Origin of the sequence: Nocardia sp. NPDC050710 (assembly GCF_040654375.1) — a bacterium.
Lineage (GTDB): Bacteria > Actinomycetota > Actinomycetes > Mycobacteriales > Mycobacteriaceae > Nocardia.
Window position 1 is genome coordinate 1,049,702 of record NZ_JBFAHV010000001.1, and the last position, 26,299, is coordinate 1,076,000.

The window sequence follows — 26,299 nt, forward strand, 5'->3', positions numbered from 1 at the left end:
TCACTATGCCGGCGACGTGTGCATTCGGGCGGACTCACTGGTCGGATGAACCACGTCCGAGACGACGCCATTCAGGCAGTGACGCCTTGGGCAGTGTCACCGATGCGGTCGAGTTCGCGTCACGCCGTGCTACTGCTCGGGCAGTCGACGACGACCTCCGGCCACGTCGGTTACCAGATCAGTGTAGCCGTCCACGAGTTCTGCCAGGTGGTACCAGTGTTTATGCGTATTGTCGCTGCGCGGTCCGTCGACGTCTATCGCCTGGTTCGCATCGACCCAGCTACGCGCCATACGGTCGACTACGGCACCCAGACTTTCGGTATGCAGTGACGCGCCGTTGCGGTGTTGCGGGATCTCCTGGGCGATCCAATCGTTGATATCGTCGACAAGTTCGCTTCGACGGCAATCGATTTCGGCGACAAGAAACGGGTCGCGGATCTCCGCCCTGCGGGCGTGCAGTTCGGCGAGCGCATGCGCGGATCGCAGCAGTTCGAGATCTTGAAATCGGCGTCCCTGGAATGCACACAAAATTTGCGGAGCGGTCGGCAGCACCCCAACTGTCGGCGCGCTCATCGCGACACTCCGAATTCACCCGACACCAACGCTCTTTGTACCAACATGATTGGCTCTCGATTCGGTTATCCCGGTCATCGGATCGGTAGTTCACAACTAGGCTAGCTGGATCATGCTCTTACAGATGCAAGAACGCAAGAGTGCGTTCTCATTGTCCCGAAAGGGGTGTCCCGCCCTGGTAGACGAGCCGCACTATCTCTCTGCCACAGCCCCTTTCGCGTCCCGGCGCAGGCATGAATACGGTGACCAAGAGTTTGCTAACGCCCCTGATTTCAGGGCCGATCCCCGCGTAAACGCGAGGCCGAAACTGCATATTCGGATGTGCTGTCGGCGCGCCACCGCGGGTTGATCGTGCCGCGGTGTGTGCGCGGGAACGCGCACACGATGACCGGTAATGGACGCTTGGTCGGCTCGACGATCCCAGGAATTCCGGACTGACCGAGCGATGAACGACTGCGCTGGGATGCGAGGCACCGCAATCGACATCGAATCGGCAATGGTCTGGGCACCGTATGTTGGGGCATAACGTTTCCCGCTTCCAGCGAAAGCACACCGAATGACGGGAATCGCCGCTGGTGAGCATGCTGCTGCCGTGGACGCAACCCGGCGGTGTTGATCGTGATCGCCAGCGCGAGGTCCTCGACGCGTTCACGGCCGGTCGGCGCGAGCACGATGGCACCGGGGATCGGTTGTGAACTCGTCAGTGTCGACCGGACAGGCCGACATCGTGTCAGCGCCGGCGATCCTCGGGCGACCGCACGTCACTCCGCAGGATCCGCTGGCCGACGGGCCATCTCGCACGCCGAGGCCGGTGCCGACCTTCTCCGAGCGCATTCTGAAACATGTACGCCTCGATGCCGCCATCGCGAACACGTGGCAACTCCCCGTCCGAATGGAACAAGATCATCGAAAATGGCCGGAACGGACAATCGATGAACCAACCGCGACAGAGCCGCATCAAGTGGTCGAAACATTCACGCGCAACGGAAAATCCGCCGCAGCGACAGGCAGACCGGGGTGAGTCATCGCGGAGACCGATGTCGATGGCGGCGCTGCTGCGTCACCACGCCGACCGCGGCCCCGACGCGCTGGGCCGCCGCGAGTGCGCCCACAACGGCCGTCCAGCTCACGGCGGGACTGCGGCGGCAATCGCGCTTGCGCCGTACTACGGGATGTTCTGTCCCCCAGGGGCCCTCGCTCGATCGTCGGATGTGGTCCCCATATCGGGTGGAAGCCGATCTTTGCCGGGAGGGTAGATCGGCTCCGGGCGATTTCCGAACAAGTAGTCCCGGAAGGCCCGCAGATACTCGTCCAGTTCTTCTTTGATCAACGAACCAGGCTCTGGTCGGGTCGGCCCATTCGCTCGGCGTCGGACGCCGCGCGATCATGTAGTCGAGTGCTTCGCGCACCATGTCCTCGTAGACCGGATTCGTGACGACGTCGTCGCGCACTACCGGGGCGAAACGCCACATCAGGTCACCTAACTCGGCGTAGTGCATGTACACCAGCGGCCACAGCAGATTGTCGATACGCGGGATTTCGTCCCACCACCTGGTTCTCGCGCGCAAGGTGTCACTGGCCCTCACGCGGCGGCGTGGTTCTGCGACAGGCGCCGGGTAGTAAGAAGGGTTGAACGCTCGGTCGACACCCCGGGGGCGCCACATCGGCCCGGTTCGAAGGTTCCGGGGTGGGTACCACACGCCTCGCCACACCGGGACTCCGAGACCGGGAGGATTCACCGGAAGTGGCTCGGCCAGTGAGATATCGACCGTAATACGGCGCACAGGCGGCAACGGCCCGTCAACCAGATCCGCCACCATCGACAAACAATCCCGCTCGTCGAATCCAGTCACACCGACGCCCTGGCAGAGCTCCACCTCGAAAGGGCCGTGCTCCGGCATGTCGAATTCGATCCAGAACCGCCGCACCGTGGACATACGCGATTTCCTCCGTGGACACCTACTACCAAACGCTTGCCCTATGATCCCAGCGCCGATCAGCGCCTACCACTCGATAAATGGACACGGCGCGCTACCCGACAGCTCAGGGCACCAGCCTCTGCACCTCGTTGATCCGGTCGGTCACCCGCTCGGATCTCTGCGTCGTCACGGGCACACAGCGGCCGAGTGCCACCCCGTCATGGACCGAACACGATCCGTTGACGGGGTGGCCGGGCGCGCCTGCGGTCAGGACTGTGGCTCAAAGGATTTCCCGAATGAGGCGCGTGGCCTGTGGCAGCTCGGTGAGCTCCTGTCCGGTGCTCGGCAGATGGCCGCCGGTGGGCAGGAGGGTCACCGTCGCACCGAGGTCCCGCGCGAATATCGCCAGATGCTCGGTGGTCGCCGAACCGGTTACCGGGTCATCGATCGCATGCAGGACTCGAATGTCCCCCGCCGCCTCGCGGATTCGGTCCCAGTCGAATCCACCGGCGAAGAAACCGGCCAGGGCGTCGTAGCCGACCTCCTTGGCCATGCCGGCGACCAGCACGGCACCTTTGAACGGCCCGTAACGGTCGACGTCGTGGGCCTCGAGCAACCGCAACACGTTGACCCCGCCGAGGCTGTGACCGACCAGAACAGTATCGCCCGCGTAGGCCGGGTCCACCGCGTGGCCGAGGGCCTTCAGCCAGGCGGCGAGCTCGGGCGCGGCGGGATCGGGAAGGTCAGGCACCAGTACTCGGTATCCGGCCTCGGCGAATTCGGCTTGCACCGCGGGATACCAGACGTCGGCGCTGGATCCGGCGAGCATGTGGGAGATGACGATGACACTCATGACGCCCTCAAATCGAATCGGTACGTTTCGTTTCGATTTAACCGCGCCGGGGTGCTACCGTCAACCCATGCCCCCGACGACCCGGCCCGCCCGCACCGGCGGTCGCATCCGCAGCGAGGACGCGCGCGCGGCGGTGCTGTCCGCCGCCGCCGAATTGGTGGAGGCCCAGGGCTACGGCCCGCTCACCGTGGAGGGCATCGCCGCCCATGCTCAGGTCGCCAAGAGCACCATCTACCGGTGGTGGAAGACGAAGGCCGCGATCGTGCTCGAAGCATTCGGTGGTGCGGTCGCCACTCGCATGCCACAACCCGATACCGGTAGTGCGGCAACGGATCTGACGGAGTTCCTGCGGGAGCTGTACCGCGTGGCGGAGCACCCGGGACGCGTGAACGCACTGTGCGGGTTGATGGCCGAGGCACAGTTGGATCCGGCCTTCTCCGCCCAGTTCCGGCAGTGGGTGCAGTCCCGTCGCGCAGTGGTCGCCGAGATCCTGCGTCGCGGTATGGATCGCAGGGAACTCACCGCCGACCTCGACGTCGACCACGCCGTGGATCTGGTCTTCGGGCCGTTCTGGTACCGGCTGCTTGTCGGCCACGCCCCACTGCGCCCGGCCGACGCCGAGGCACACGTGCTCGGCCTCATGCACGGTATGGCCATCGAAGCACCGTACGGAGGCCATCGACCTCGCCGACGTGGCGATACCCGACAACGTGAGCGACACCCGAAGCCGTGATCGAGGTCCTGCAGCTCGGACGGCACGACGGATCGTGCTGCGATGGTTGGTGTTCGAGCCGGATGCTTCCAGTGAAGGAGGTACAGCTCGGTCGACACGTGGGAATCACGCCATCCGGCGATCGTGCGGTTGCGGACGGGCGCGTGGTCGGAGTCCACGCCGTTCCCGGCCTACGACACCGAGATTCGCCGCGCTGTCTACATCCGGAGCCGGATCGGCACTGCCTTCGGCGGCGACGATGAAGCCGAAATGCTCGGCGTCGTCGAACCATTTCACCGTGCCGCCAGCGGGAGTTGCTCGAGTCCGTCGGGGGTGCACAGACGCACCGCTCGGACCGCGGCGGCGACGGCCACAAGCGGGGGTATGCGATGGTGTCCACCGCCCGCCGACCATGCGAGGCCGGGTCCCGAAACGGGCGGCAGGTGCCATACGGCGCGGCCGACGTGAAGCAGCGCCCCGCAGTGTTGCAGGTACTCGATGGCCCGATCGGCTTTGCTGATGCCGGTGACGAGCCGGATATGGCGCCCGACCGGACCACCGATGGCGATGGTGGGTCCCGACAGGCCGTTGTCCTGGAAAAATAACTCCACTCCGATTCGCAGGGAAGCGGGTAACTCGATGCCGGCGCGTTCCTGACCGAACGTCACCACGATGGTGTCGTCAGTGTGGCTGATCGACCAGTCGAACCGGTCGGCCGTGGTGGCGGGTTCGGCGGCGGAGGCCGTGGATATCATCGAATTCGTCGGTGTCGCAATCAGTGTGTCCTCCCTTTTCGAGCATCGACAGCGTTCGCGGAACGTGCATATGCCCAGACGTCGATCGTGAGGCGACACACCGTTACGCCGACCGATCGATTGGGGGAGGACATCGGGCATTCGTCTCGCGCAAGGTCTGCGATCCGGGGTCCAGGCTTGTTCGAGCAGGGTGTCGTGGACCGGAAGGTCGTTTCGGTCGATGCCCTCGAAAGTCGAGCGAAAAGTAGCTACGAACCGACCGGTTGCCATATCGCAAACATATGGCTACCGATGTTCTGCCCAGAAGAAATTTGCTTGATATCGATCCGGTAAATCCGTGAACTGTACGTATCTCCACGCTAGAGTCTTCGGCTATGACCGATGTTCAGGTAAACGGCTGTGGCTATGCCTTCGCTCGCGATCTGTGGGCAACCGAGAGGTTATGGCTGTCACGGTCCGTGCGGGCAATCCTGGTCGGACTCGCCGGCCAACTGAGTGGGCTGGGACCACAGGCAGGGGCCCGCTATGAGGATGGTGAGCTGGAATTCACGGAGGCGCGTGAGTTCCAACTGGCCCTGCTGCGTGTGCACAGTGTGCTCGCGAGCGAGATCGACGCCGGGATGTCGGAAGCCGCCGCCGCCGCTCTCGACAATACGGCCGGGCTCGGCGACGTCGCCTCCGTCACGGGCCTGGACCGGGCGCATGCCTACGAGCGGTGGGGGGCCCTCACCACGATCGGTGAACGTATCGCGCTCATCATCTCTCAGCCGTGGCCGGATGCCGGGCCGTCGGCTCTCCGGACCCCCGAAGCGCTCTACGAGCGAGATCGGCGGTGGTGGCGGGTGAACAGTGCCGCGAGACGCAACGCCCACTACGCCATCGTTGTCGTCGACCGACTAGTCCAGCGGATATACGCGATCGACCCGGACGGTTGGCAACCGGATTCCACGGGAACGCGGTGGGAATTCCGGACACTCGAGTCGGCACCGTTATCGCAGATCCACGTCGACCGTGCGTACGAAAAGGGTCACCTACCGGTCCGATTGGGCGACCTCTATCCCGCTCGGTTGGATCGTGGGTGCGTCCCCTGTTATTTCTCGGATGCGCACGGTGGCCGCTGAACCGGCCACCTCGACCGACACCGAAGGCCCGCGATCCCGGCAGGAGCGCGGTCAATTCTCCTGCTGCCGTGGTCTTTCCGGCTCCGAAGGTCCCGTTCGGTCAGATAATCACGCTCTCGAGCGTATCGGGCCCGTTCGAAGTATGTCCGGCCCGCGGCGGCCGATGACGTTGAACACCCGCTGGGCCTGAGCCTCGCACGGGTCGCCGGATAGTAACCGCGTTCAGGCGAGTCCGTGGGCGGCAAGCCTTCGTGTCGAGTTCGCGCAGGCTCGCCGCGCCGAGCGCGGATCTCACTGCCGTGGTATCGGCGCCTATCCGCACCGAAGTGGGCCGCTCGTCAACACTCGTATGGATCGGGTGGGTCGATATCCATGCATCCACGCCCCGGACTGAATTGAGCGGCATTGCGAGGGCGTGACAGATTCGGCGGTAGCCACTCCATCCGACGAAGCGAGTCGATCAACCATCTGAATGCCAGAATCCATGGCGCCAAGCGATATCGGCGCCATGTCGCGCCTGATCACATTGCATAGACGGTCACCTAATTCGCAGGGTTCTGCGATGAGTTCTCCGCCCATTTAGTCGTACCGTCGGGTGCGTTCAGTATGTTGATCAGCTCCACGGCCGCCAGCGCCATAACCGGTCCCCCGGCGACAATTGTCCCCAGAATACTGCCGATCCCCGAACCGGCCATCGCTGCGGGTATGCAGCCCACCCCGAATAGCGGCAAACCCAGAAGGCATCCGGTAACGCCTCCGACGACCAGACCGATCATGGTGCCGACGAATGCGCCGATCGTGGCGGCGAGCCCGAATCGGGTCGAGAACTCCGTCATCGCGGCTTGATTCTCCATGGGCGACGCGACCGGCGTCACGGCCGGTGCGGCAGCGGGCCGCAGCTCACCCGGCGTCAACCGCAGTTCTTTTGCGTCTTTGCTGAGCGAGGAGTCGACCGCAAGCACCTTGTCGCCCACGGTGAATCGCGTCGGCATGACCATCACGGGCGCGCCGTGGTCATCGAGAATTGTGAAGGAGCTGCGGTCGTGGCCGAGAACGAAAGTCCCTCCCGAGAGCGTGGTTGTCACAGCGCGTTCCACCGAGGTGACCTTGTACTCGATGTCATGGTCAGCGGGTGCTTCCGCATGTGCGGTGACGGGCGCGATTGCCGCAACGCATACGATACCGATCGCCGCGATGCGCGAGGTTTCGATCACGAAATGTCCTTTTCTATTCGATGGTTCAGACATATGAGACGGACCTGCTGAACTCCGCAGCCGTAGACCGGCAGCCACGAGCCAACACACAACCACAATCGCAAAGTCCTGACCAGCTTCTCCTGAGAAATAGGTGATAGGTGCGAGCAAATGCCGGAAAATCAGACGACTCGCAAACCGAAAGTTTGTTTCCTGGTAAGCATCCGGATGACATCGGATTACAAGAGAGCACGATACCGTTTGGATCGCCGACATATTCATCATCGATCGACACCGTAATTGCGCGCGCGCCACCGTCCGGCCATGTCCGATTCGAGCACCGGATTACGAGAAGTCGGTCAGCCGTGCCGTGTATTCAGCTTCGGCAGGTCGGTGTCACCCGGCCGAATCCCGTTCGGCGAGAGAGCGTGAACAGCGCCGGTGACGACAGCCGTCAGCAGCAGCCGCCGTAGCGGGTGGTGAGACGGTGGCAATGACGCTGATATCGGTCTGGTCCATCAATACTGGCAAGAAATCCGCGCCGAGCTCGAAAGGCTGGCGCCCCATTGCATCACGTCGTTCTACGCGAATGCCTGTCCGGGCAGAACCCACGGCGAGTCATCGAACTGATCGATCCGCGACTACGCCACGCCTCGATGCCGCGAGCCCGGCCGTCGATCATGCTCAGAACGCGAATGAATCACCGTAGCCCGTCGTTTGGACGATCCCGTTGGAGGCGGCGGCGCGGACGGTGATGAAGGGCATGGCCGATGCCGGAGTGAGGCATCCGTTGATATTCAGCGAGGTATTGGAGTGCGCGAAGGTGAAGGGGAAACTCGACTTCTCGTCCAGCTCCGACTCGGCGATCACCGCCGCGGCGACACTGCCCGGAGCCAGATTCACGGTGAGCTCGGCGCCGACTTGCCCGAAAACCCCGAAGATGACTTCCCCACCGATATTGACGCCGAGCGGACCCTCCAACGTCAGACCGAGAAGTCCGGGCACGAAATCGACATTGACACCGGAGGTCGCGCCGATGCTGACGTTGATGCCGTCGGAGACGTCCACCGCGCAGCCGACCAGATATCCGGCGATGATCAACCCGGAACGCATCGCCGAGGCTCCCGACAGGGTGGCCGAGAAGTTCCCGGCCACCTTGGCCGAGTGTGAGAACGGCACCCCCATTGCGAGATCACCGGTTGATTTGACAGAGCTGGTATCCACCGATGCGATCAGATGCATCCCACCGGAGCTGACCTCCCCGGGCTCAGCGCCGACCGTGCTGTTGACAGCACCAGCGATGGCCATGATCACCGCGGTGATCGCGGCCAGGACATGTGAAGGCTTGCGGTTCATAACGCTCCAGTCGAAAGTCATCGAAACGGAACTTCACAAACGAACTCGCACACCGATCGTCGTCGCGGATCCTGTTCGGCGGGTGTGGAGGGCACTTCGACGGTCGACGTAGTGCCGGTAACAGTACAGCAACGACGAGTTACCGACGAACTCGGCGCGCGGTACCGCCACGAGCTACCCGGGCTCGGCGACCTGCCGCACGACCGGTGCGGGCGCCCGCACCGCAACCGTCCGCCACGGCGCGGCGAACGCGAAGGCGGCCGCTGACGGCAGCACAGCTGAGGTTGAGAACCATTTCGCGACAAGCATTTTCGACTATCAGCAAGTCCAACATCGTTAACCACCGGCTTCCGGATCCTGCCGAACATCCAAGCGTTGCGGGGCGGGACACGCGTTGGGGCGGGGTTCGCACGGCCGATCGAGGGCTTCGAATAGGGTCGGTGTATGCAGCGAATCCTGGTGTCCGGCATCTCGGGATCGGGGAAGACAACTCTGGCGACCAAGCTCGCGGCATTACTAGGGTTACCGAGGTGCGAACTCGACGCGTTGCATCACGGGCCGGGGTGGACGAAACGTCACGAATTCGAGAGTGACGTCGCACGGTTCGCGGCGGGCGACCGGTGGGTCACCGAGGATCAATACCACGCACTGGTGGGGTCGGTGCTGTGGCCGAGGGCCGACACGCTCGTATGGCTCGATCTTCCACGGCCCACCGTGATGCGGCGCGTCATCTTGCGGTCGCTGGCGAGGGCGATCACCCGCCGGGAGCTGTGGAACGGCAATCGAGAGTCGTTCCGCGACTGGCCCAGTCCCGGCCACCCCATTCGCTTGGCTTGGGCGCGGCATGCGACTCGACGGCACATGATCGAGGAGCGAATCCCCGAGTTCGGGCATCTGACCGTCGTGCGGTTGCGAACCGCCGCCGAGGTCGACGACTGGCTACGAAGCTTCGAACCCGTCACATGACGCTCACCCTCGGCGAACGCGAATTCGGCGTCACTGACGCGCGTTTACGGCGGAGAACAACGCAATAGTGCGTTGCGATCGATGCACAACGTGCAAGTATTGCTCGCATGGCAGGCAAGCGCACGGTTCTCACCGCCGGGCTGCGCCGCTTGGCCGCGTTGCTGTTCGAGATGCGCGAGGGTGTCGGACTCAGCAAGGAAGAGGTCAGCGGCAAGACGGGGATCAACGTCACCACGCTGTATCGCATCGAGGCGGCACAGGCACGCCCCCAGCGACGGACACTCATGACACTGCTCGAGTTGTACGGTGTCGAACAGGAGCGACGCAAGTACGCCCTGGATCTGCTATCCGACGCGCAGAAACCCGGTATGTCCCGGCCCTACGAGGCCAATCTGACCGAGGTGTACTCGGCGTACATCAATTTCGAATCCGAGGCGCTCTCCGCCCGGCACTACCAAACCTCGTACATCCCCGGACTGTTGCAGACGCCGCAGTACGCGGGCGCGGTGATCGACACCTCGATGCCGAAGGTCGAGGCCGCGGTCATGGAGAGCCGGGTGGCCGCTCGAATGAACCGAGCCACGGTGCTCAGCAAGGAGGAACCGCTCGAGCTCTGGGTGGTGCTCGACGAGGCGGCCATCCGCCGGGTCGTCGGTGGCGCCGACATCATGCGTGGACAATTGGAGAAGCTGCTACTGGAGAGCAAGCGGAAAAACGTTATCCTGCAAATCCTTCCGTACGACGCGGGCGCCCACCCGGGCATGGCGGGCGCCTTCACCCTGCTGGACTTCCCCGAGCCGAACGACCCGGAGCTGGTCTACGTCGAGGGCATCGCGGGTGACGAGCTGATCGAGGGCCATCTCGAGATCCGGCGGTTCGGCGTGATCTTCGACCAGCTGCGCGCCATAGCATTGAGCCCGCGCGACTCGGTCGGATTGATCGAGCGGATCGCCGAGACCATGCACTGAATTCAGGCGCGGCTGGCCCGGCGGTACCCGACGGCCGCGGGTACCGCGAACAGCACGATCGCGCCGATCGACCAGGCCAGCGTGGCCAGCAGTGGCGCCCGCACCGGACCTCCGACCGCCAGCCCGCGCATGGCATCGATCGCCTGGCTCATCGGCTGGTTGGCGACAATCGGCCGGGCCCACTCCGGATAGGCGAAAAGCGGCACGAAGCCGGTGCTGAAGAACATCATCAGCGATGACCCCAGCGAAATAGCCTCCACCAGTGCAGCTTTCGCGGTCAAGACCGCGACGGCGGTGACCAGGGTCGCGAAGGCGAGTCCGAACACCAGTGGCACGCCGAACAGTGCGATACCCGCGAGCAGCCCCTGCTCGAAGCGGAAGCCGAGGACGACGCCCACCGCGAACATCACGGCGGTGCACAGCAGAATGCGGGTGCCCTCGGCGAGGATCCGCGCGGCAAGGCCGGAGGCACGATGTACCGGCAGCACCCAGAATCGGGCGAGTAGCCCGGCATCCCGCTCCCGGCCGAGGGTTACCGCACCGGCCAGCGATCCCGACATCACCCCGACCAACGCGACCATCGGCACCGATCCATACAGTGCGTCCACCCCGGATACGGCCGAAACCTGCTTGCCGATCACGATATTCAGCACCACCAGCAGCAGCGCCGGGAAGACCAGCGACTGCACCACGGTCAGCGGATCACGCCACGAGCGCAGCAGCAGCCGGTGGGTCTGGATCAGGGTCTGCGGCACCAGCCGACGCCAGGTCTCGGTCGGACCGCAGACCGTCGGCAGCGCCAGCACCCGCGTCATTCCGACCTCCACGTTGCCACCAGGGCGGCGAGTCCGCCGAATACCACCAGCATCCCGACCGCCCAGGCCAGCCCCGGGCCGAGCACCGGCCAGCCCACCACACCGGCATTGCCGGACGGATCGCCCGCCAGTGCGCGCAGTGCGTAGACGAACTGGGATATCGGCTGATTGCGCGCGAAACCCTGGATCCAGGACGGAAATTGACTCGCGGGCGCGAATCCGGTGGAGACCATGCCGAGGATCAGCTGCGGCATGATCAACACCTGGGTGGTCGCTTCCGGACTCTTGGAGAGACTGCCGAGCAGATCGGCGCCGAGACACAACGCCAATGAGATCAGACCCGCGAATCCGACGAAACCGAGTGTGTCCCAGATACTTCCGTAGAATCTGACCCCGATCACGCTGCCACAGACCAGCGCCGCCGCCAATGCGATCGCGGCCCGGTACATGGCCGCGGTTATGCGCGCCGTCAGCGGCAGCACCACGGGCATCGGCAACGAGCCGAAACGGGCGTTGAGACCGTCCCTGGCATCCGTGGCGGCACGGAACGCGGCCGAGGTCGCGCAGAACGAGACCGACTGCATCACGATCATCGGCATCAGGAATTGCGCGTAACTGCTCAGACCGTGCCCGTAGATGGTCATCACCATGTTCAACGGGACATAGAAGCCGACGGTGAAGACGGTGGGCGCGAGGATCGCGGTGACCACCTCACCATTGCGCCAGGACGGGCGGATCAGCCGGCGGGCCAGCACCCACCACTGCGCCACCGCGTGCGCACGGGGTATTGCCCGCTGATCGCTGGTCATCTGCACCTTTCCATCCTGCGCGAGGTCCGCGCCGCTGTCCGGGAGGCCGCCCGCACCACGGCATGTCGAGGCGAGCCGGACTCCAGATAAACGCGGCGGGTAGTAGGTCGGGTTCACATCGAGACGGATTCGATGCCGTCACGAGTTGCCGCGCGGCGACTAGTTCGCAGGAGAAATGGGTATTCCTCTTTCCCGTTTCCGAACGTAGGAGCACAACATGGCCGATGCGAGCACGGAGTCAGGAACCACCTCCGAACCCACCCTGAAGCGGGTGATGGGTCCGGGGCTACTGCTGTTGTTCGTCGTCGGCGACATTCTCGGCACGGGCATCTACGCGCTGACCGGCAAGGTGGCCAACCAGGTCGGCGGTGCGGTGTGGGTGCCGTTCGTGGTCGCTTTCCTGGTCGCGCTGGTCACCGGCCTCAGCTACCTGGAGCTGGTCACCAAATACCCGCACGCCGCGGGCGCCGCGCTCTACACCCACAAGGCGTTCGGCATCCACTTCTTCACATTCATGATCGCCTTCGCGGTGATGAGTTCCGGCATCACCTCGGCCTCCACCGCGTCCCGGGCCTTCGCCGCGAACTTCGCGGAGGCTTTCGACTTCGATCCGGGTACCGGGATCGGCATCACTCTGATCGCATTGGCGTTCATGGCCGTGGTGGCGGCGATCAACCTGCGCGGCGTCAGCGAGGGCGTGAAACTCAATGTGCTGCTCACCTGCGTGGAGTTGACCGGATTGCTCATCGTGATCGCGATCGGGCTGTGGGCGCTCGGCTTCGGCAACGGCGACTTCGGCCGCATCACCGAGTTCGAGACCGGCGACCGCAGCGCACTCGGTGGCGTGATCGTCGCGACCACACTGGCCTTCTACGCGATGGTCGGCTTCGAGGACTCGGTGAATATGGCCGAGGAGTGCAAACAGCCGACACGCATCTTCCCGAAGGTCCTGCTGGCTGGTCTGCTGCTGACCGGGATGGTCTACGTGCTCGTCTCGATCACCGCCATCGCCCTGGTGCCGGCCGATCAACTCGGCCAGGGCGACACACCACTGTTGAAGGTTGTCGAGGTCGGCGCGCCCGCCTTCCCGACCCATATCTTCGCCTTCATCACCATGTTCGCCGTCGCCAATTCGGCACTGATCAACATGCTGATGGCGAGCCGGCTGCTCTACGGCATGGCCCGCCAAGGGGTGATCCCGCGTCCGCTCGGGAATGTGCACCCCAGTCGGCGCACCCCGCACCTGGCCATCGCGTTCACCACAGTGCTCGCACTCGGGCTGATCTTCTTCGTCGGCGAGGTACCCGAACTCGGCGGCACCACCGCGCTGCTGCTGCTCGCGGTGTTCACGGTCGTGAATGTGGCGGTGCTGGTATTGCGCCGGGACCCGGTCGCGCACAGTCACTTCCGCACCCCGACGATCCTGCCCGTGCTCGGCGCCCTGAGCTGTGGGTTCCTGGTGACACCGTGGACCGACCGGAATCCGGATCAGTACGTCATCGCGGGGGTCTTGCTCGCCATCGGCGTCGGGCTCTGGGTGATCAACTACGTCGCCATCCGGTTGCTGCACCGCGAGCCACCGGCCACCACCGACGTTCCGACATCCGAGGTGTGAACACGGCGAATTACCCAGCGCCGGAACTCGACCCGGCTGTGATGTCCGATATGCGGAGATGACGCCGGGCGACCGGATGGGTAATGTGTGCCGCGATGACCAGCATGGAAGCCCGCCTCGGTGACGCTGCCCGAACGGTGCCGCTCCCGAGTCCGTGGAACCTCAACGCCTACCTCGCCGATGTCGCCGCGCACCGAGGTCGCTCCATTTCGCTGCATCCGGTGCCCGGCGAGATACTGGCGGAGAAGGGCTGTCGCGGAAAGGGTTTGTGGGTCGCCCGCAAGCACGACGACATCATCGTCTACGACGCCGACGCCACCGGACGCAACGCCGACCACATCATCCTGCACGAGGTCGGCCATATGCTGCTCGGGCACGGCAAGGAGGACACCGAGCCGAATACACCGATGCCGCCCACCCTCGCCGCGTTACTACCCTCGTTCTCGGCACAGCGTGTCCTGGGCCGCATCGAGTTCGGTGCCGACCGCGAACAGGAGGCCGAGGTGTTCGCCGATATGACCATGGTCTACGCCACACTGCCGCGCAAACAGGGGCGTGGTTTCCGGCTCTTCGGCCGCGGGCGCTAGCAGACATCCGGTATCCCGAGCGTCCCGGCGCGGAGTTCGTCCACCAGATCCTGGTAGCTATCGGCCAATTCGTTGACGCGGAGCCAGGCGTCGTAGAAGACGGCGTCCGGGGCATACGCCAGCGGCACGAAAGCCTGGGTGGTGAGCTCGGCGAGCCGGTCGACCAACCGGCCGACGGTCTCGCTGTGCGTGCCGACGATTCCGTACGGCACCGGGGTCGCCAGCGCGATCCACCGATCGATGGCACGCACCAGTTGGAGGCGCCGCCGATCGATTTTGGCGGTCTCCGACGCGGGGGCTCGTTCCCGAATCTCGTGCAGCTGAGCCAACTCCCCCGCCGCGTCCAGCATCGGATGATCGTCGTGCGGCAACCCCCGGCAGGCCGCGAGCAGCAACTCCTTACCGGGCACCTTCCACCTGTCTCCGAGTTCCGTCATTGCACGAGCCGCCATTTCATCGGCCTCCGACCAACGACCAATCCTCCCTCGAGACTTTCCGAGCGCGGGAGCGAACGGAGGCGGACAACACCATCGTCCCCTCGTGTCCGCCACGCGGGCGGCGACCATGGAGTCCGCGTCCAGGTCTGTTCATAACGCCCACGGTGTGCCAGCGTTGAGATTGATCCACCGTATTCGCTGTTGCTTGTCGTTGACCGTGGCGGGATGCGAGATGACCATCGGCCCCGAATTACGTGAAGCCCGGGAGACCGCCGGAATCAGCCTGCGGGCTATGGCGCGTCGCCTGCACTACAGCCCGGCCTATCTGTCACGGATCGAGCGCGGACAGGCACCGATCCCCGCCGAGGTGATCGCGGCCTACCAGCGCGAACTCGGTGCCGCGCTGACCGCCGACGCGGCGGGGCGCAGTCACCTCGGCGCCTTGACGATCAATGTGGACACCCGGCGTCTCCGTTCGGCACTCACCCGGCCCGAGGGTGCGGGCGCGGCGACCGTCGCCGACCTGGCGGTGGTGCTGCACCGGGTCCGGCATCTGGAGGACAGCACCGGTTCGGCCTGGTGCCTGCCGATCGTGCGCGGGCTCGACGAACTCGCTCTCTCCCTCACCGCCGAGAACATCACCGGCGCCGCTCATCTCACCGCTCATCTGGCCCGCTACCGCGGCTGGCTCGAACTCGATACCCGGCACCCGGCCACCGCCGACCGCTGCTTCGACCGCGCCGCCGCACTCGCGGCCGACCTCGGCGATCCGATGCTGGCAGCGCACGCGCTCAGCTTCCGCGCCTATTCCGCTCGCCGCCAAGGGAATCCGGCCGCTGCGGTGCTGTTGACGGAGGCCGCGCTCGCGGTGCCCGGCCGTCATCCGGTGCTCGCGGTGTACGACCACTACCAGGCGGCCGAACTGGCGGCACTCACCGGCGATCGCTGCCGGGCGCGGACGCTGCTCCGGGTCGCCGACCGAGCGGCTGACGCGGTCGCCGACGAACCGCTGCCCGCCGAGGGATATTGGTACACCACGGGATTCTGGGGTGTGGAGCGCGCCATCGTGCTCGCCGCCGCGGGGCTCAGGCGCGATGCCGTTCACGAGGCCGAGCAGGGTTACGCGGCGCTGCCCGCCGAACACCGAGGTACCGGGTGGATGCTGGACATGCTCACGCGGGTCGACCCGGAATGGGCACGGTAACAGCGAGGCGGGTCAGGCTGGGGCGTAGGCGTGTTCGGCATCCCCGAGGTAGTCCGGGCCGCCGACATACGTGGTGTGACCGGATGCGGCGTCACCGTCCGCCGCGGCGGCGACGGCGGCAGCGAATTCCTGGATCGTCGGCAGTACGCCGTGGTGCTTGCGGGCCGCAACCGCGTCGGGATTCCGGCGTTCCAGCAGCCTCACGATAATGGTGCCGTCGATCATGTCGCCGGAGACGACCCGCAGCCCGATACCGTGCGCGGCGAGTTCCGGGATCATCGCGCGCAGCGCATCCTCTCCGGCGCGTTTGCTTTCGGCGATGGGGACGTAGTCGGCGGGCACCGGCTTGCGGCCGTGGAAATGCGCCTGATGGCTGGTGACGAAGACGATCCGGCCGCCAGAGGTCATCAGCGGCATAGCCGTGCGCACCAGCCGCTCCTGGGCATCGCGGTTTATCGCCATGGGGTAATCGGGTCCGGCCTGCCGTTCCAAACCGCCCGAGGCATTGAGAATCAGAACATCCAGGCGGCCGAATTCGGCCGCGATACCGTCGATCAGGGTACGCGCGGCATCCGAATCGGCGATGTCGGCTCCCGCGGTGGTGGCGCTGCCGCCCGCCGCTCGGATCTGCTCGGCGAGTTCGTCTGCCCGCTTGCGCTTCTCGCGATAGTTGATGACCACATGGTCGCCGCCCGCAGCGAGGATGCGGGCCGTTTCAGCGCCGATACCCCGAGACGCGCCGGTGATCAGAACGATTCGCTGCTCGGTCGCTTCCACTGTCTCCCCATCCTCGGCAGCCATCCCATAGTTCTACTTCTAATTTAGAATCACTATGGTAGTTCGAAATGAGAAGCGCAAGTGGGGCCAAACCGCCGCGGGGCCGAGACGACCCGGCGAACGAGCCGATGCTGACCACCATGGACCTGCTCGGCCAACGCTGGATGCTGCGCGTCCTGTGGGAGTTGGAACCCGGCCCCCTCGGCTTCCTGGAACTGCGCCGCCGCATGGGCCAATGCTCGTCCAGCATGCTTTCGGTCCGCCTGCACAACCTGCAAGCCGCCGACCTGATTGTGAAGAAGCCCGACAAGTCCTACGAATTGACCTCCGCCGGAACAGAACTCACCGCCGCGCTACACCCCGTCTGGGCCTGGTCCCAACAACACACCCCACCCCAGCCTTCCCCCGCCGACTGAACCGAGGCCAGAATGGCCGCCCCGGCATCGCCGGACAATCCTCTATCGGTTGTGCGGCTTCGCGACTGGTGCGCGGGGCTCTTCAGGACCGGGAATTGATGAAGGAGACGATTTCGGGGAGAGCGGGGTGGTAGGCGGCGGTGGTGTCCACTTCGAGGGTGGGCGCGTCCAGGGTGATGCGATCGAAGGCGTTGTGCCGGTGGGCGTGGGCGATGGGGTCTGGCTCGACGGGGGCCGAGTGGACGCGGCGAAGGGGGTTGTCTTTGCGGCGCAGTCCGATTCGAGACAGGGCCACGGCGGCGGGGACGACGCAGTGCACGATCCGGAGGTCGGCCGAGGTCAGCAGGGGTTCGAGGCCGGGACGCCAGAGCCGGTCCCGGAAAGCGGCTTCGGCGATCGTGGTGACCCCCGCGCGCAACAGCACGGTCAGTACGTCGAAGAAGACGGACAGGGTGGGCAACGCCAGGTCGTCGACGGGATCCGGAGTGAATCCCGGTGTCGCATGGGCCATTCCCTCCTTGATCTCGTCCCGGCTGATCACGGGACAGCCCACGGCCGTGCCGAGGGCGTGCGCGAGGGTCGTTTTGCCCGCACCGGGCGGTCCGCTGACAACAACGAGTGTGGGTCGGGTCACCCGAATATTCTCCGGGTGTTACTCGTCTTCGTAGGCGGCTCGGGCCCAGGCTGTTTCGAAGGCACCGCGGGTGATTTCCTCGTTCGGCAGCTCCGGATCGAAGAGGTCGACGACCGGCGGGTTGAAGGCCCAGTCGTCGGGGGTGGATTTGAATGCCGTTCCGTCGTCGCGGACTTCCACCTGGCGGGTGCGCCTGCCGTCGTGGCCGACCTCCATGAAGTAGTCGGCGGGGTCGACCCCCTCGGCGCCGTCCCAGCGGCGGCGCAGGTAGACGATGTCGCGGTCGGCGAGAGCACCGAAGCCGGGGTGCGCGCGCTGGCGATCGCGCTGAGCGCGGAGATCGTCGAGGCCCGCGGGCAGGTCGGTGGCGTCGTGGGCGACCTCGTCGAGCGCCCAGGACTCGGCGCGCTCGACCGTATCGACGTCATCGATCACTTCTACCTCGGCGAAGGTCTCCAGCACGTGGCGCGGCGACTGGGCGTGCACCCACCACCACAGCCCGCCCATGCCGTAGTCGTGCAGAACGAGGAAGCGTTTCGTGGCCTCGGACCCCATGGGCCCCGACTTTAGTTGAGCCGTAAGAAAATACAACACAGGCGGTGCCCGGCCGAATCGAGCACCGCCTGTACCGTCGCCGGGACTACTTCAGCCGCAACTTGCCGAAGAGGCCGTCCTTCTCGTCATCCGGACCCGCGGTGAAGTAGAGCGAATCGGCGTCACCAAGGCTCTCACCGTTGCCGAACATCAGCGCCCACAGCCCTTCGATCTCGACGGGCTTACCGTCGGCGTCGCGCACGAAGTCGACGAACGTGCCGGAGGCGTCGTCGAAGGCGAGGATCTTGCCCGCCCCGCCGAAGTTGCCGACCAGCAGCTTGCCCGCGAGCGGACCGAAGTTCGCCGGAGCGACCGCGACGGCCCACGGCGCGTTGAGGCGGTCGGTGTCGTCGAGGGTGCGCACGAACGCGCCCTTGGCGTCGAATTCGGCGACCTTACCCTTCGCGGGCTTACCCTTCGCGTCCTTCTCCTGATCCGCGTCGAGCGAATCCTCTTCGCCCGCATCGAACTTGGTGGCGTCCTGCTCATCGGGCTGGGTGGTGGCGTACGAGACGAACACCCGGTTGCCGATGGTCGTCAGGTTGAACGGAGCCGGGTCGCCGGGCTTGGCCTTCTTACCCTTCGCCGGATCCGCCGGATCGACCGCGTCACCGGTGGCGTAGGGGTTGGCGAAGCCGGTGGTCGGAATCAGCGCCCAGTTCTTGTCGAAGGTGCGGACCTGCGGGTCCGCGCCGAAGTCGGCGGCCATCAGCTTGTCGCCGGACGGGGTCAGCGCGATACCGAAGAACTGCATACCCTGCGGCTGGCCGTCGAAGACCAGATTGGCCGGGCCGTCGTGGCGCACGATGGCGCCCTGCGCGTCCTGCTCGGTCCAGGCGGAGATCTTGCCGGAGTCGGTGGCGAAGATGAATCGCGACGATCCGGTCAGCAGCTGCCGCGCGCCGTTCACCTCGACCGGCTGATCACGCACGACGAACAGGTCGGAGGTGATGGGGGCCGGGTTGAAAACGACGCCGGTGGTCTTGCCGATACTCGCGTCGGAGGTGTCGGCGTCCGCGCCCGGAATGGTGACGATCTTCAGCTGGTCCTGGAACAGCTGCTGCGCCTTCGGGTCCGGCGACGCGGTGACATCACCGACGAATTGGAACGATTTGCCGCCCGCGCCCACCCAGAAGTGGCCGCCCGCACCCTTGGGACGATCGGCCAGGCCCCAGGCGTTCACCATGTCCGGGAAGGTGAACTGGGCCTTGTACTCGTCCTTGTTGCCGGCGAGGTTGGTCTGGACGTAGCTATTGCCTGCGAGCGCGGGAATATCGTCGGTTGCCGGCTGCGAATCCGAGCATGCGGCGGCGACGATCAATGCGGCGCCGAGCACCGAGACGCGGAGCAGCCCGTTCCTGGTCCGCGACCGCCGGGCACGCACCTCATTCATGTGTCCGTTCAACATACTGTCCTTTCCACCCGCACGCCGACAGTGCCTCTTAGGCGACGCTAACCTTAGCTTGAGCGATTTTCGGCGGTATCGGAAGTTCTCATGACCGGCTGTTCGGCCATTTCCCGGACCTGATGCGACCAAAGGAGAACCCCATCCGGTCGCGCACACTATGCTGTCGCGCGTGGTCGAACCCCAACCGTCCGTCGCGCCCCATCCCGATATCGCTCCGCTCGCGCCCCTGCTCGGCATCTGGCGCGGCTCAGGGCACGGCGAATACCCGACCATCGAGTCGTTCGACTACCTGGAGGAGATCCGGTTCGGCCACCTGGGCCGCCCCTTCCTCACCTACCGGCAGCGCACTCGCGCGGCGGACGGCAGCCGCCCGATGCACGCCGAGACCGGCTACCTGCGTTGCCCGCGCCCGGACCGCGTCGAACTGATCCTGGCGCATCCGACCGGGATCACCGAGATCTGCGAGGGCAGGCTCAGCATCACCGACGGCGACCTGCAGATGGAGTTCGATTCGACCAGTATCGGCCGCAGCAGCACCGCCAAAGTGGTGACCGCGCTCGGCCGCTCGTTCACCCTCACCGGCGACACGATCGACTACACGCTGCGGATGGCGGCGGTCGGTCAGCCGTTGACCCACCACCTCGCCGCGACACTGCGTCGCGCCTGAGGGCCGACCTCACCCACGGGACGGATCGGGCCGCCACGGGACATACGGCACTCCCGAAGATGCGGCGGCGGATTCGGCCGAATGCAGCTGGAACGGCGTAATGCCGCCCGCCTCCCACGGCCCGACCGCCCCCGCCACGATCGCCTCCGACGCCTTCGGGACCAGCCCGACTTCCCCGCGCACCACGGTGATCGGCCGATCGGCCAGCGTGAACCAGTCCAGGTCCAGGAAGTCGTGGCTGCCGCGAGTGAGCGCGCCGCGACGCATGGCGTCACCCAGCCGCGTCGCCATACCCGCCGAACGCATATGCCCCTCGTTCGCCTCGAACAGCCCCGCACCCGCGTGCAGATAGCCGGTCTCGAACAGTGAGATCACCATGGCCAGCAGACTGAATGCGCGCGGATCGTCATTCGCGCGCGCCATGAACGCGAAGACCTCGATCTCGTTCTCCAGCGTGGTGCCGTAACCGGCGAGCACATGCACCCAGTCGTGCTGGGCCAGCAGCGGCGGGGCCGAACCCGGCAGGCCCGGGGTGACGAAGCCGCGGTCACGGTAGAAATCGGCGACACCGCGTCCGAGCGTCCCGACCGGCAGTTCGCGCAGTGTGGCCCAGCGCGCGGCGAGCGCCGGATCGTCGCAGACGGTGCCCCACGAATCATCCAGGCTGTCGGTGTGCAGCGCGGCCAGCCTTCCGGTATCCAGCCCGCCGAGATAGCCGTTGCGCGCGAAATCGACCGCGGCGAGATCGACCGCCCCCTCGGCGTACTTCCGCGCCACCTCGATCATGTCGTCGTCCACCTCGAGCGCGTCGGCGAACTCACGCAATGTGGTCGCGACCGCGGGCGGCAGCGGCCGTACCACCAGCGCGGCGAGCAACATGGTCTGCACGATCCGCTCGCGGAAGATGCGGTTGCGGCGGGCCAGCCCGTCCGCGAAGGCCGCGGCATCGATCGGCGCGAGCGCCTCCAGATCGACCCGATGTCCCGTCATCGACAGGAACAGCGAGGGAATCAGCAACTGCTGCAACGGTGTCAGGCCGTCCGCCCCGCGCGCCGCGGCGACCACCCCGCGGGCCAGCAGTGTCACCTCGTCGGCATCCGGCGGGGTCAGCAATACGTCATCCATCAAGTCCACACTCCGGCACATCCGTGCGGCGATCGCCGCGCACGATTCGGCGCGGCAACCGCCACCCCGAGCGCTCCATTATCGACACCAATCCAGCACGGGGCGTAGCTGTTTCGCCATCGGCGTACTCCCAACGGCGGGGACACCGCGGCGTCGGCCGTGGTCGACAACTGTTGCGTGGTCAGCGCCTGCCGAGCTGGACACAGGATTCGAATGCGTCATCGCTGTCACGGAATGCGGGCCAGCGCATCGCGCCCGAGGTCTTCGGGCCGAAGATGGCATCCTGGCCGATCTGGTGCAGCGCCTGGACGTAGAGAACCGCGCTGCGCGTCTGATCACCGAAGATTCCGTCCTGATCGGTGATATGGCTGTCGTAGCAGCGGCGTAGCGCGTCCTGCAGTATCCGGACACCGGTGACCGCCGTGAATTGATCGGAGTTCGACAGCAGACAACCGCGGTTGCCGTCGCTGGCGGCGGGCAGCACCGCGTACCGACCGGCATCGACCGGCACTCTGGCGGAGAAGTGGCAGCGCGGGGTGGCGATGACCGGTGTGGTGTGCGCACCCACCACGCCGACTGCGTCGGAGCCGGAGTCCGAGCGCGTGGTCCAGAAGACGGCCACCGCAACGAGCAGTGCGACCAGGGCGGCAGCCGCCGCAACCCAGCGCCGCGGGACCTGCCGAATCCGCGTGCCGGAGCTGCGCCTCCGCCGCAGGGCCGCGGACGCCGCCTGCGCCAGCTCCCCGCATGTCGGGTACCGGTCGGCCGGATCACCGGCGGTCGCCTTGGCCACCACCGGGTGCAATGGCGGGGGCAGCCGGTCTTGACCCGCCGCGAGCACCGCGCCGGGCAGATGTCCGGTGAGCAGTTCGTAGAGCGTGACACCGAGCGCGTGCACATCGGCGCGTCGATCGACCCGTCCGCCGGTGCGCTGTTCGGGCGGTGCGTAACCTTCGGAGAAGGCCCGGATCCCGATATCGGTCCGGGTAGCGGCGGCGTCGGTGCTGCGAGCGATACCGAAGTCACCGACCAGCACCCGATCGGCGCCACCGTCCCCGGGGCCGACGAAGATATTGGCGGGCTTCACATCCCGGTGGATCACCTCGTGTTCGTGGGCGTAGTCCAGCGCCTTCGCCGCTTCGGTGACGATATGCACAGCCCGCCGCGGATCTATACCCGATCGACTGGACCGAATCAACGCCGCGGCATCGCCACCGGCCACATAGCGCATGGACATCCAGAGGGTGCCGTCTTCGTCACCGAAATCCTTGATATCCACGATATTCGGATGATCGAGCCCGGCGGCCAGCCGCGCCTCCCGGCGGAAGAGCGCGGCGTACTCCAGATCCGAGCGCCCGGGCCCGAGCACCTTGAGCGCGACCCGCATCGGAAGATTCGGGTGCTCCGCCAGGTACACCGTGCCCATTCCGCCCGCACCCAGTCGACGCTCGATCAGGTGTCCGGCGAAGATAGCACCCGCGGTCAGCTCCGAGGTAGACAACCTCAGCGCACCTCCTCCCGAAGTCCGCTGTGCCGAGGATAGCGCCGAAACACCGGATCCGCGTGTCGAATTCGGTGCGCACGGGCCTCGGGGCCACCGAACCGGTCATGCGTATGCTGAACGCACTCGTATAACAGCGGACTCGCGAGGCAGCCTCGCGCGCGAGTGTGGTTGGAGGGATGTGCAGTGGAGTCCACCGGCTCGGACGAGCCGCTGCTCGACCTGCGCGTGCTCGGTCCGGTGCGGTTACTGGTCGGGGGCCGGGCACTCGGCGTCCCGGGCGCGAAGCTGCGCGCACTGCTCGCCGTCCTGGTCATCAACCGCCGCCGCGCGGTCGCGAAAACGGCTCTGGTGCAGGCCATCTGGGAGGATGATCAACCCGCGCGATCGATGGACGGACTCTACGCCTATGTCTCGAATCTGCGCACCGTGCTGCGCGGGGCGGGGGTGGATGATCGCGCGGTACTGCGCACCGTGCCCGCCGGATACCTGCTCGACATCCGCGACGAGCAGTGTGATGTCGGCCGTTTCGAGCAGGCCAGAGCCAAGGGCGCCATCGCCTCGGCCACCGGCGATCTGGACACCGCCGCACATTTCCTGTCCGCCGCACTGGCGGAATGGAGCGGCGAGGCCGTCGCGGGTCTGCACGAGCTGCGCTTCGCCGCCAATTTCGCCACCGATATGGAGGAGCGCAGGCTCAATGCGCTCGCCGACCGGCTCGACGCGGATGTCGCGTGTGGCCGCGGGGGCGCGGTGATCGGCGAGCTCACCGCGCTCACCGCCGAGCATCCGGTGAACGAGCGGTTGTGGCGACTGCTGATCACCGCGCTGTACCGCGCGGGACGACAGGCCGACGCGCTGGCCGCCTGTCTGCGCATCCGCCGAAATCTGGTGCGGGAGCAGGGCATCGACCCCGATCCGAGAACGGTGGCGCTGGAGGAGGCGGTGCGCAATCAGCAGGCGCTGCCCGAGGGCGGGGTGTCACCCGGTGCGACCACCCGCGATGTTCCCGGGATCCGGCGGCGCGCCTGGCTGCGTGTCGGCGACAGCGCGCCGATTCCGATTCCGCCGACCGGTCTGCGCATCGGGCGTGAACCGGACAACGACGTGGTCATCGAGGATTCCCGGGTCAGCCGCAAACACGCGAGGATCCTGCACCGCGAGGACGGCGTCTTCATCCGGGATCGGGATTCGGCCAACGGGGTGTACGTCAACGGGGCGCCGATCGGTGCGGACACCGCACTCTCCGACGGCGACGTCATCCGGGTGGGCTCGACCATCCTGTATTACGAAATGCGCGACAGCGCACCGCCTCCGCCGCCCGCCTGACCCCCTGCGTCGTCAGTAGCCGGGCGGCAGCGCGGCGAACATATCGCGGGTCACCGCCACCGCGTTGTCCGAACTGCCACCCTTCACCAGCAGGGTGGCGAAGGCGATATCCCCGCGATACCCGACGAACCACGAGTGCGACCCGCCGTCGGCCTCGGCCTCACCCGTCTTGCCGTACACCTCGCCCTGATCGATGATCCGCTCGGCGGTGCCCCCGGTAACAACCTTGCGCATCATCACACGAAGGCCGTCGATTACCTCAGGATCCAGCGCGGGCCGATCGCCCTCGACGATGGTGGGGCGACCCGCGATCAGATACGGCACCGGCGCCGAACCCCGTGCGATGGTCGCGGCCATGACCGCCATACCGAACGGACTCACCACCACCTTCCCCTGGCCGATCCCGTCCTCGGTGCGCTGCACCAGATCATCGGCGGGCGGTACCGAACCGGAGATGGTCGGCAGCCCGGCAACGGTGTAGCCGGGTCCCAACCCGAATTTCGCGGCCGTCGTGTGCAACGCGTCGCCGGGCAGTTGGCTGGCGAGCTTCGCGAACGAGGTATTGCACGAGCGTTCGTAGGCGGTGGCCAGCGGCACATCCCCCACGGTGAACAGGTTGTAGTTGGGAATCGTGCGCTCCCCGATAATGATTCGGCTCGGGCATGGCACCACGGTATCCGGCGTCGCGAGGCCGTTCGACATGGCCGCGGCCGCGGTGACGGTTTTGAAGATCGACCCCGGCGGATACTGTCCGGCGGTCGCCACCGGACCGTCCCGGTCGGCCGCCTTGTTCTGCGCCACCGCGAGGATCGCCCCGGTGGAAGGCTTCAACACCACCATCATGGTCTGCTCTTCGGGCGCGTCGACGGCGCGCTGGGCGGCGCCTTGGACAAAGCGGTCGATACTGAGCGCGAATGACGGCGCGGGCTGGGATGGCACCTCCTTCAACACATCGGTGTCGACACCGTAGGCATTCATGGTGACCACACTCCAGCCCGCCTTGCCGTCGACCTCCGCGATGACCGTCTTACGCACCTGCGCCAGCAGATCGGGGGCGAAATCCCGGTCGGCGGGAACCAGATCCCACTGCTGGGTCAGCGTGACGCCGGGCAACCCGATCAGATCACCGCTGACCTCATTGAATTCGACCTCGTTCAATAGCGCGACCGTGTGGGCGCCCTTGGCGGCCCGCGCGGCCGCGACAATGTTCTCGGGCGTCAACTCCTTGTCGAAACGGCCCAGCGCCGCACCGAGCGCATTCGAGACCGCCCCGGCGTCCGCCGCGTCGGTCGCGGCGAACGCCACCCGGGTGACCTTGCCCGGCACCAGGACATCGCTACCGGATGACTCGTTCACCCGGGCCCGCGGCGCCGGGTTCGCGCGCAAGGACATGGTTTGGGTGTCGCCGAGCTTGGGGTGGATATCGGAGGAGGTCCAGCGGACCATCCAGCGTCCTTCGCTGCGGCCCATCTGCAACTGGCCGGTGTAGCGCCAGATCCGATCCTTCGGCAGCTTCCATTCGTAGGTGTAGTCGACCGTCGCGGTATCGCCGGTGACCCGGGCGGCACCGGTATGCGCGGACAATTCCTCGGCCTGCAATTGCGTCCACGCGGAATCCAGTGCGGCGGCGGCGCTCTCGGGCAATGTGGTGAGCTGCGCGGCGCGGTCCAGATCGCGATCGGCGAAGGCGGCCACGAACGCGTCGGCGGCGGGCACCGGCCCCTGCGAACCGGCCGAGCAACCGGCGGCGGCCACTCCGAGCGCCGCGACGAACAGCGGGGCATACATCCGAATCGACATCGGCTGTGATCGTAGTAGCCAACGGCAAGCAAACCCGCGCGGCGCGCTCAGATCCACCCTCGGTACCAACAGTTTTCACGCATGCCCGGGCGGCTCACCGGATCCCTACCACCCGCGCCATCCGCAGACACGCCGCACGAGGCGGCCAGGCCCGGTCCGAAGACA

General features: G+C 66.1%; 27 protein-coding genes. 11 read left to right on the forward strand and 16 right to left on the reverse strand.

The features are described 5' to 3' along the window. Nucleotides 1-129: 129 nt before the first annotated feature. Nucleotides 130-489: a DUF4254 domain-containing protein gene (locus tag AB0H61_RS04900; RefSeq protein WP_357299899.1), complete on the reverse strand. Its 360-nt coding sequence runs from the start codon at nt 487-489 to the stop codon at nt 130-132. 775 nt (nt 490-1,264) lie between these two features. Here AB0H61_RS04900 and AB0H61_RS04905 point away from each other — a divergent pair. Next, a complete protein-coding gene (locus AB0H61_RS04905; protein ID WP_357299254.1) occupies nt 1,265-1,594 on the forward strand; it encodes a hypothetical protein in 330 nt (109 codons plus the stop codon). Nucleotides 1,595-2,772: 1,178 nt separating this feature from the next. Here AB0H61_RS04905 and AB0H61_RS04910 read toward each other — a convergent pair. Continuing rightward, nucleotides 2,773-3,345: an alpha/beta fold hydrolase gene (locus AB0H61_RS04910; protein WP_357299256.1), complete on the reverse strand. Its 573-nt coding sequence runs from the start codon at nt 3,343-3,345 to the stop codon at nt 2,773-2,775. Nucleotides 3,346-3,412: 67 nt separating this feature from the next. Between AB0H61_RS04910 and AB0H61_RS04915 the strand changes: the two genes are divergently transcribed. Beyond that, a complete protein-coding gene (locus AB0H61_RS04915; protein ID WP_357299259.1) occupies nt 3,413-4,078 on the forward strand; it encodes a TetR/AcrR family transcriptional regulator in 666 nt (221 codons plus the stop codon). Nucleotides 4,079-4,183: 105 nt separating this feature from the next. On the opposite strand, the gene AB0H61_RS04920 is transcribed toward AB0H61_RS04915, so the two are convergent. Beyond that, a complete protein-coding gene (locus tag AB0H61_RS04920) occupies nt 4,184-4,354 on the reverse strand; it encodes a hypothetical protein (RefSeq protein ID WP_357299261.1) in 171 nt (56 codons plus the stop codon). Continuing rightward, nucleotides 4,351-4,812 (reverse strand): hypothetical protein, encoded by a 462-nt coding sequence (locus AB0H61_RS04925; RefSeq protein WP_357299263.1) that lies wholly within the window; start codon nt 4,810-4,812, stop codon nt 4,351-4,353. Before AB0H61_RS04925 ends, AB0H61_RS04920 begins: the two co-directional genes overlap by 4 nt. A gap of 374 nt (nt 4,813-5,186) precedes the next feature. Between AB0H61_RS04925 and AB0H61_RS04930 the strand changes: the two genes are divergently transcribed. Next, the gene (locus tag AB0H61_RS04930) at nt 5,187-5,933 is read left to right on the forward strand and encodes a hypothetical protein (protein WP_357299266.1); all 747 of its coding nucleotides are present in this window, start codon (nt 5,187-5,189) and stop codon (nt 5,931-5,933) included. A gap of 542 nt (nt 5,934-6,475) precedes the next feature. On the opposite strand, the gene AB0H61_RS04935 is transcribed toward AB0H61_RS04930, so the two are convergent. After that, on the reverse strand, nt 6,476-7,411 hold the full coding sequence (locus AB0H61_RS04935; RefSeq protein WP_357299268.1) for a hypothetical protein: 936 nt from the start codon (nt 7,409-7,411) through the stop codon (nt 6,476-6,478). Between the two features lie 399 nt (nt 7,412-7,810). After that, entirely contained in the window at nt 7,811-8,503 is a 693-nt protein-coding gene (locus tag AB0H61_RS04940) for an MspA family porin (protein ID WP_357299270.1), read from the reverse strand. Nucleotides 8,504-8,926: 423 nt separating this feature from the next. Between AB0H61_RS04940 and AB0H61_RS04945 the strand changes: the two genes are divergently transcribed. Beyond that, nucleotides 8,927-9,448, forward strand: a complete 522-nt coding sequence (locus tag AB0H61_RS04945; RefSeq protein ID WP_357299273.1) for an AAA family ATPase — start codon at nt 8,927-8,929, stop codon at nt 9,446-9,448. Between the two features lie 107 nt (nt 9,449-9,555). Further along, nucleotides 9,556-10,416, forward strand: coding sequence for a helix-turn-helix transcriptional regulator (locus AB0H61_RS04950; RefSeq protein ID WP_357299275.1), 861 nt, complete (start codon nt 9,556-9,558; stop codon nt 10,414-10,416). A 2-nt stretch (nt 10,417-10,418) separates the two neighbouring features. Here the strand turns inward: AB0H61_RS04950 and AB0H61_RS04955 are convergent, their stop codons facing one another. Together AB0H61_RS04955 and AB0H61_RS04960 are read right to left on the reverse strand one after the other, a co-directional pair. Continuing rightward, a complete protein-coding gene (locus AB0H61_RS04955) occupies nt 10,419-11,231 on the reverse strand; it encodes an ABC transporter permease (RefSeq protein ID WP_357299278.1) in 813 nt (270 codons plus the stop codon). Beyond that, nucleotides 11,228-12,040 carry an ABC transporter permease gene (locus tag AB0H61_RS04960; protein ID WP_357299901.1) on the reverse strand — a complete coding sequence of 271 codons (813 nt, stop codon included), beginning with the start codon at nt 12,038-12,040 and terminating at the stop codon, nt 11,228-11,230. Before AB0H61_RS04960 ends, AB0H61_RS04955 begins: the two co-directional genes overlap by 4 nt. A gap of 217 nt (nt 12,041-12,257) precedes the next feature. Here AB0H61_RS04960 and AB0H61_RS04965 point away from each other — a divergent pair, with 217 nt between their 5' ends. Next, a complete protein-coding gene (locus tag AB0H61_RS04965) occupies nt 12,258-13,655 on the forward strand; it encodes an amino acid permease (protein WP_357299281.1) in 1,398 nt (465 codons plus the stop codon). A 95-nt stretch (nt 13,656-13,750) separates the two neighbouring features. Continuing rightward, the gene (locus AB0H61_RS04970; protein ID WP_357299283.1) at nt 13,751-14,242 is read left to right on the forward strand and encodes a hypothetical protein; all 492 of its coding nucleotides are present in this window, start codon (nt 13,751-13,753) and stop codon (nt 14,240-14,242) included. On the opposite strand, the gene AB0H61_RS04975 is transcribed toward AB0H61_RS04970, so the two are convergent. After that, nucleotides 14,239-14,679: a hypothetical protein gene (locus tag AB0H61_RS04975; RefSeq protein WP_357299285.1), complete on the reverse strand. Its 441-nt coding sequence runs from the start codon at nt 14,677-14,679 to the stop codon at nt 14,239-14,241. The two genes, AB0H61_RS04970 and AB0H61_RS04975, sit on opposite strands and share 4 nt — an antisense overlap. 232 nt (nt 14,680-14,911) lie before the next feature. On the opposite strand from AB0H61_RS04975, the gene AB0H61_RS04980 reads away from it, so the two are divergent. After that, nucleotides 14,912-15,883, forward strand: a complete 972-nt coding sequence (locus tag AB0H61_RS04980) for a helix-turn-helix transcriptional regulator (RefSeq protein WP_357299288.1) — start codon at nt 14,912-14,914, stop codon at nt 15,881-15,883. Between the two features lie 12 nt (nt 15,884-15,895). Here AB0H61_RS04980 and AB0H61_RS04985 read toward each other — a convergent pair whose 3' ends face one another. Then, nucleotides 15,896-16,684 (reverse strand): SDR family oxidoreductase, encoded by a 789-nt coding sequence (locus AB0H61_RS04985; protein ID WP_357299290.1) that lies wholly within the window; start codon nt 16,682-16,684, stop codon nt 15,896-15,898. Between the two features lie 44 nt (nt 16,685-16,728). Here AB0H61_RS04985 and AB0H61_RS04990 point away from each other — a divergent pair, with 44 nt between their 5' ends. Beyond that, entirely contained in the window at nt 16,729-17,076 is a 348-nt protein-coding gene (locus AB0H61_RS04990; protein ID WP_357299293.1) for a helix-turn-helix domain-containing protein, read from the forward strand. Nucleotides 17,077-17,158: 82 nt separating this feature from the next. Here the strand turns inward: AB0H61_RS04990 and AB0H61_RS04995 are convergent, their stop codons facing one another. The 3 genes from AB0H61_RS04995 to AB0H61_RS05005 all read right to left on the reverse strand — a co-directional run bounded on the left by AB0H61_RS04995 (nt 17,159) and on the right by AB0H61_RS05005 (nt 19,697). Beyond that, a complete protein-coding gene (locus AB0H61_RS04995; RefSeq protein WP_357299295.1) occupies nt 17,159-17,710 on the reverse strand; it encodes an AAA family ATPase in 552 nt (183 codons plus the stop codon). Between the two features lie 18 nt (nt 17,711-17,728). Next, the gene (locus AB0H61_RS05000; protein WP_357299297.1) at nt 17,729-18,265 is read right to left on the reverse strand and encodes a hypothetical protein; all 537 of its coding nucleotides are present in this window, start codon (nt 18,263-18,265) and stop codon (nt 17,729-17,731) included. Between the two features lie 85 nt (nt 18,266-18,350). Then, the gene (locus AB0H61_RS05005) at nt 18,351-19,697 is read right to left on the reverse strand and encodes a TIGR03118 family protein (RefSeq protein ID WP_357299300.1); all 1,347 of its coding nucleotides are present in this window, start codon (nt 19,695-19,697) and stop codon (nt 18,351-18,353) included. A gap of 172 nt (nt 19,698-19,869) precedes the next feature. Here AB0H61_RS05005 and AB0H61_RS05010 point away from each other — a divergent pair, with 172 nt between their 5' ends. Next, complete coding sequence (locus AB0H61_RS05010) at nt 19,870-20,379, forward strand: peroxynitrite isomerase (RefSeq protein ID WP_357299303.1); 510 nt, start codon at nt 19,870-19,872, stop codon at nt 20,377-20,379. 9 nt (nt 20,380-20,388) lie between these two features. Here AB0H61_RS05010 and AB0H61_RS05015 read toward each other — a convergent pair whose 3' ends face one another. Next, the gene (locus AB0H61_RS05015; protein WP_357299305.1) at nt 20,389-21,504 is read right to left on the reverse strand and encodes a hypothetical protein; all 1,116 of its coding nucleotides are present in this window, start codon (nt 21,502-21,504) and stop codon (nt 20,389-20,391) included. Nucleotides 21,505-21,685: 181 nt separating this feature from the next. Next, on the reverse strand, nt 21,686-23,005 hold the full coding sequence (locus tag AB0H61_RS05020) for a serine/threonine-protein kinase (RefSeq protein ID WP_357299308.1): 1,320 nt from the start codon (nt 23,003-23,005) through the stop codon (nt 21,686-21,688). A 186-nt stretch (nt 23,006-23,191) separates the two neighbouring features. Between AB0H61_RS05020 and AB0H61_RS05025 the strand changes: the two genes are divergently transcribed. After that, nucleotides 23,192-24,334 carry a BTAD domain-containing putative transcriptional regulator gene (locus tag AB0H61_RS05025; RefSeq protein ID WP_357299311.1) on the forward strand — a complete coding sequence of 381 codons (1,143 nt, stop codon included), beginning with the start codon at nt 23,192-23,194 and terminating at the stop codon, nt 24,332-24,334. 12 nt (nt 24,335-24,346) lie between these two features. Here AB0H61_RS05025 and AB0H61_RS05030 read toward each other — a convergent pair whose 3' ends face one another. Beyond that, the gene (locus tag AB0H61_RS05030) at nt 24,347-26,134 is read right to left on the reverse strand and encodes a penicillin-binding transpeptidase domain-containing protein (RefSeq protein WP_357299313.1); all 1,788 of its coding nucleotides are present in this window, start codon (nt 26,132-26,134) and stop codon (nt 24,347-24,349) included. Between the last annotated feature and the right edge of the window lie 165 nt (nt 26,135-26,299).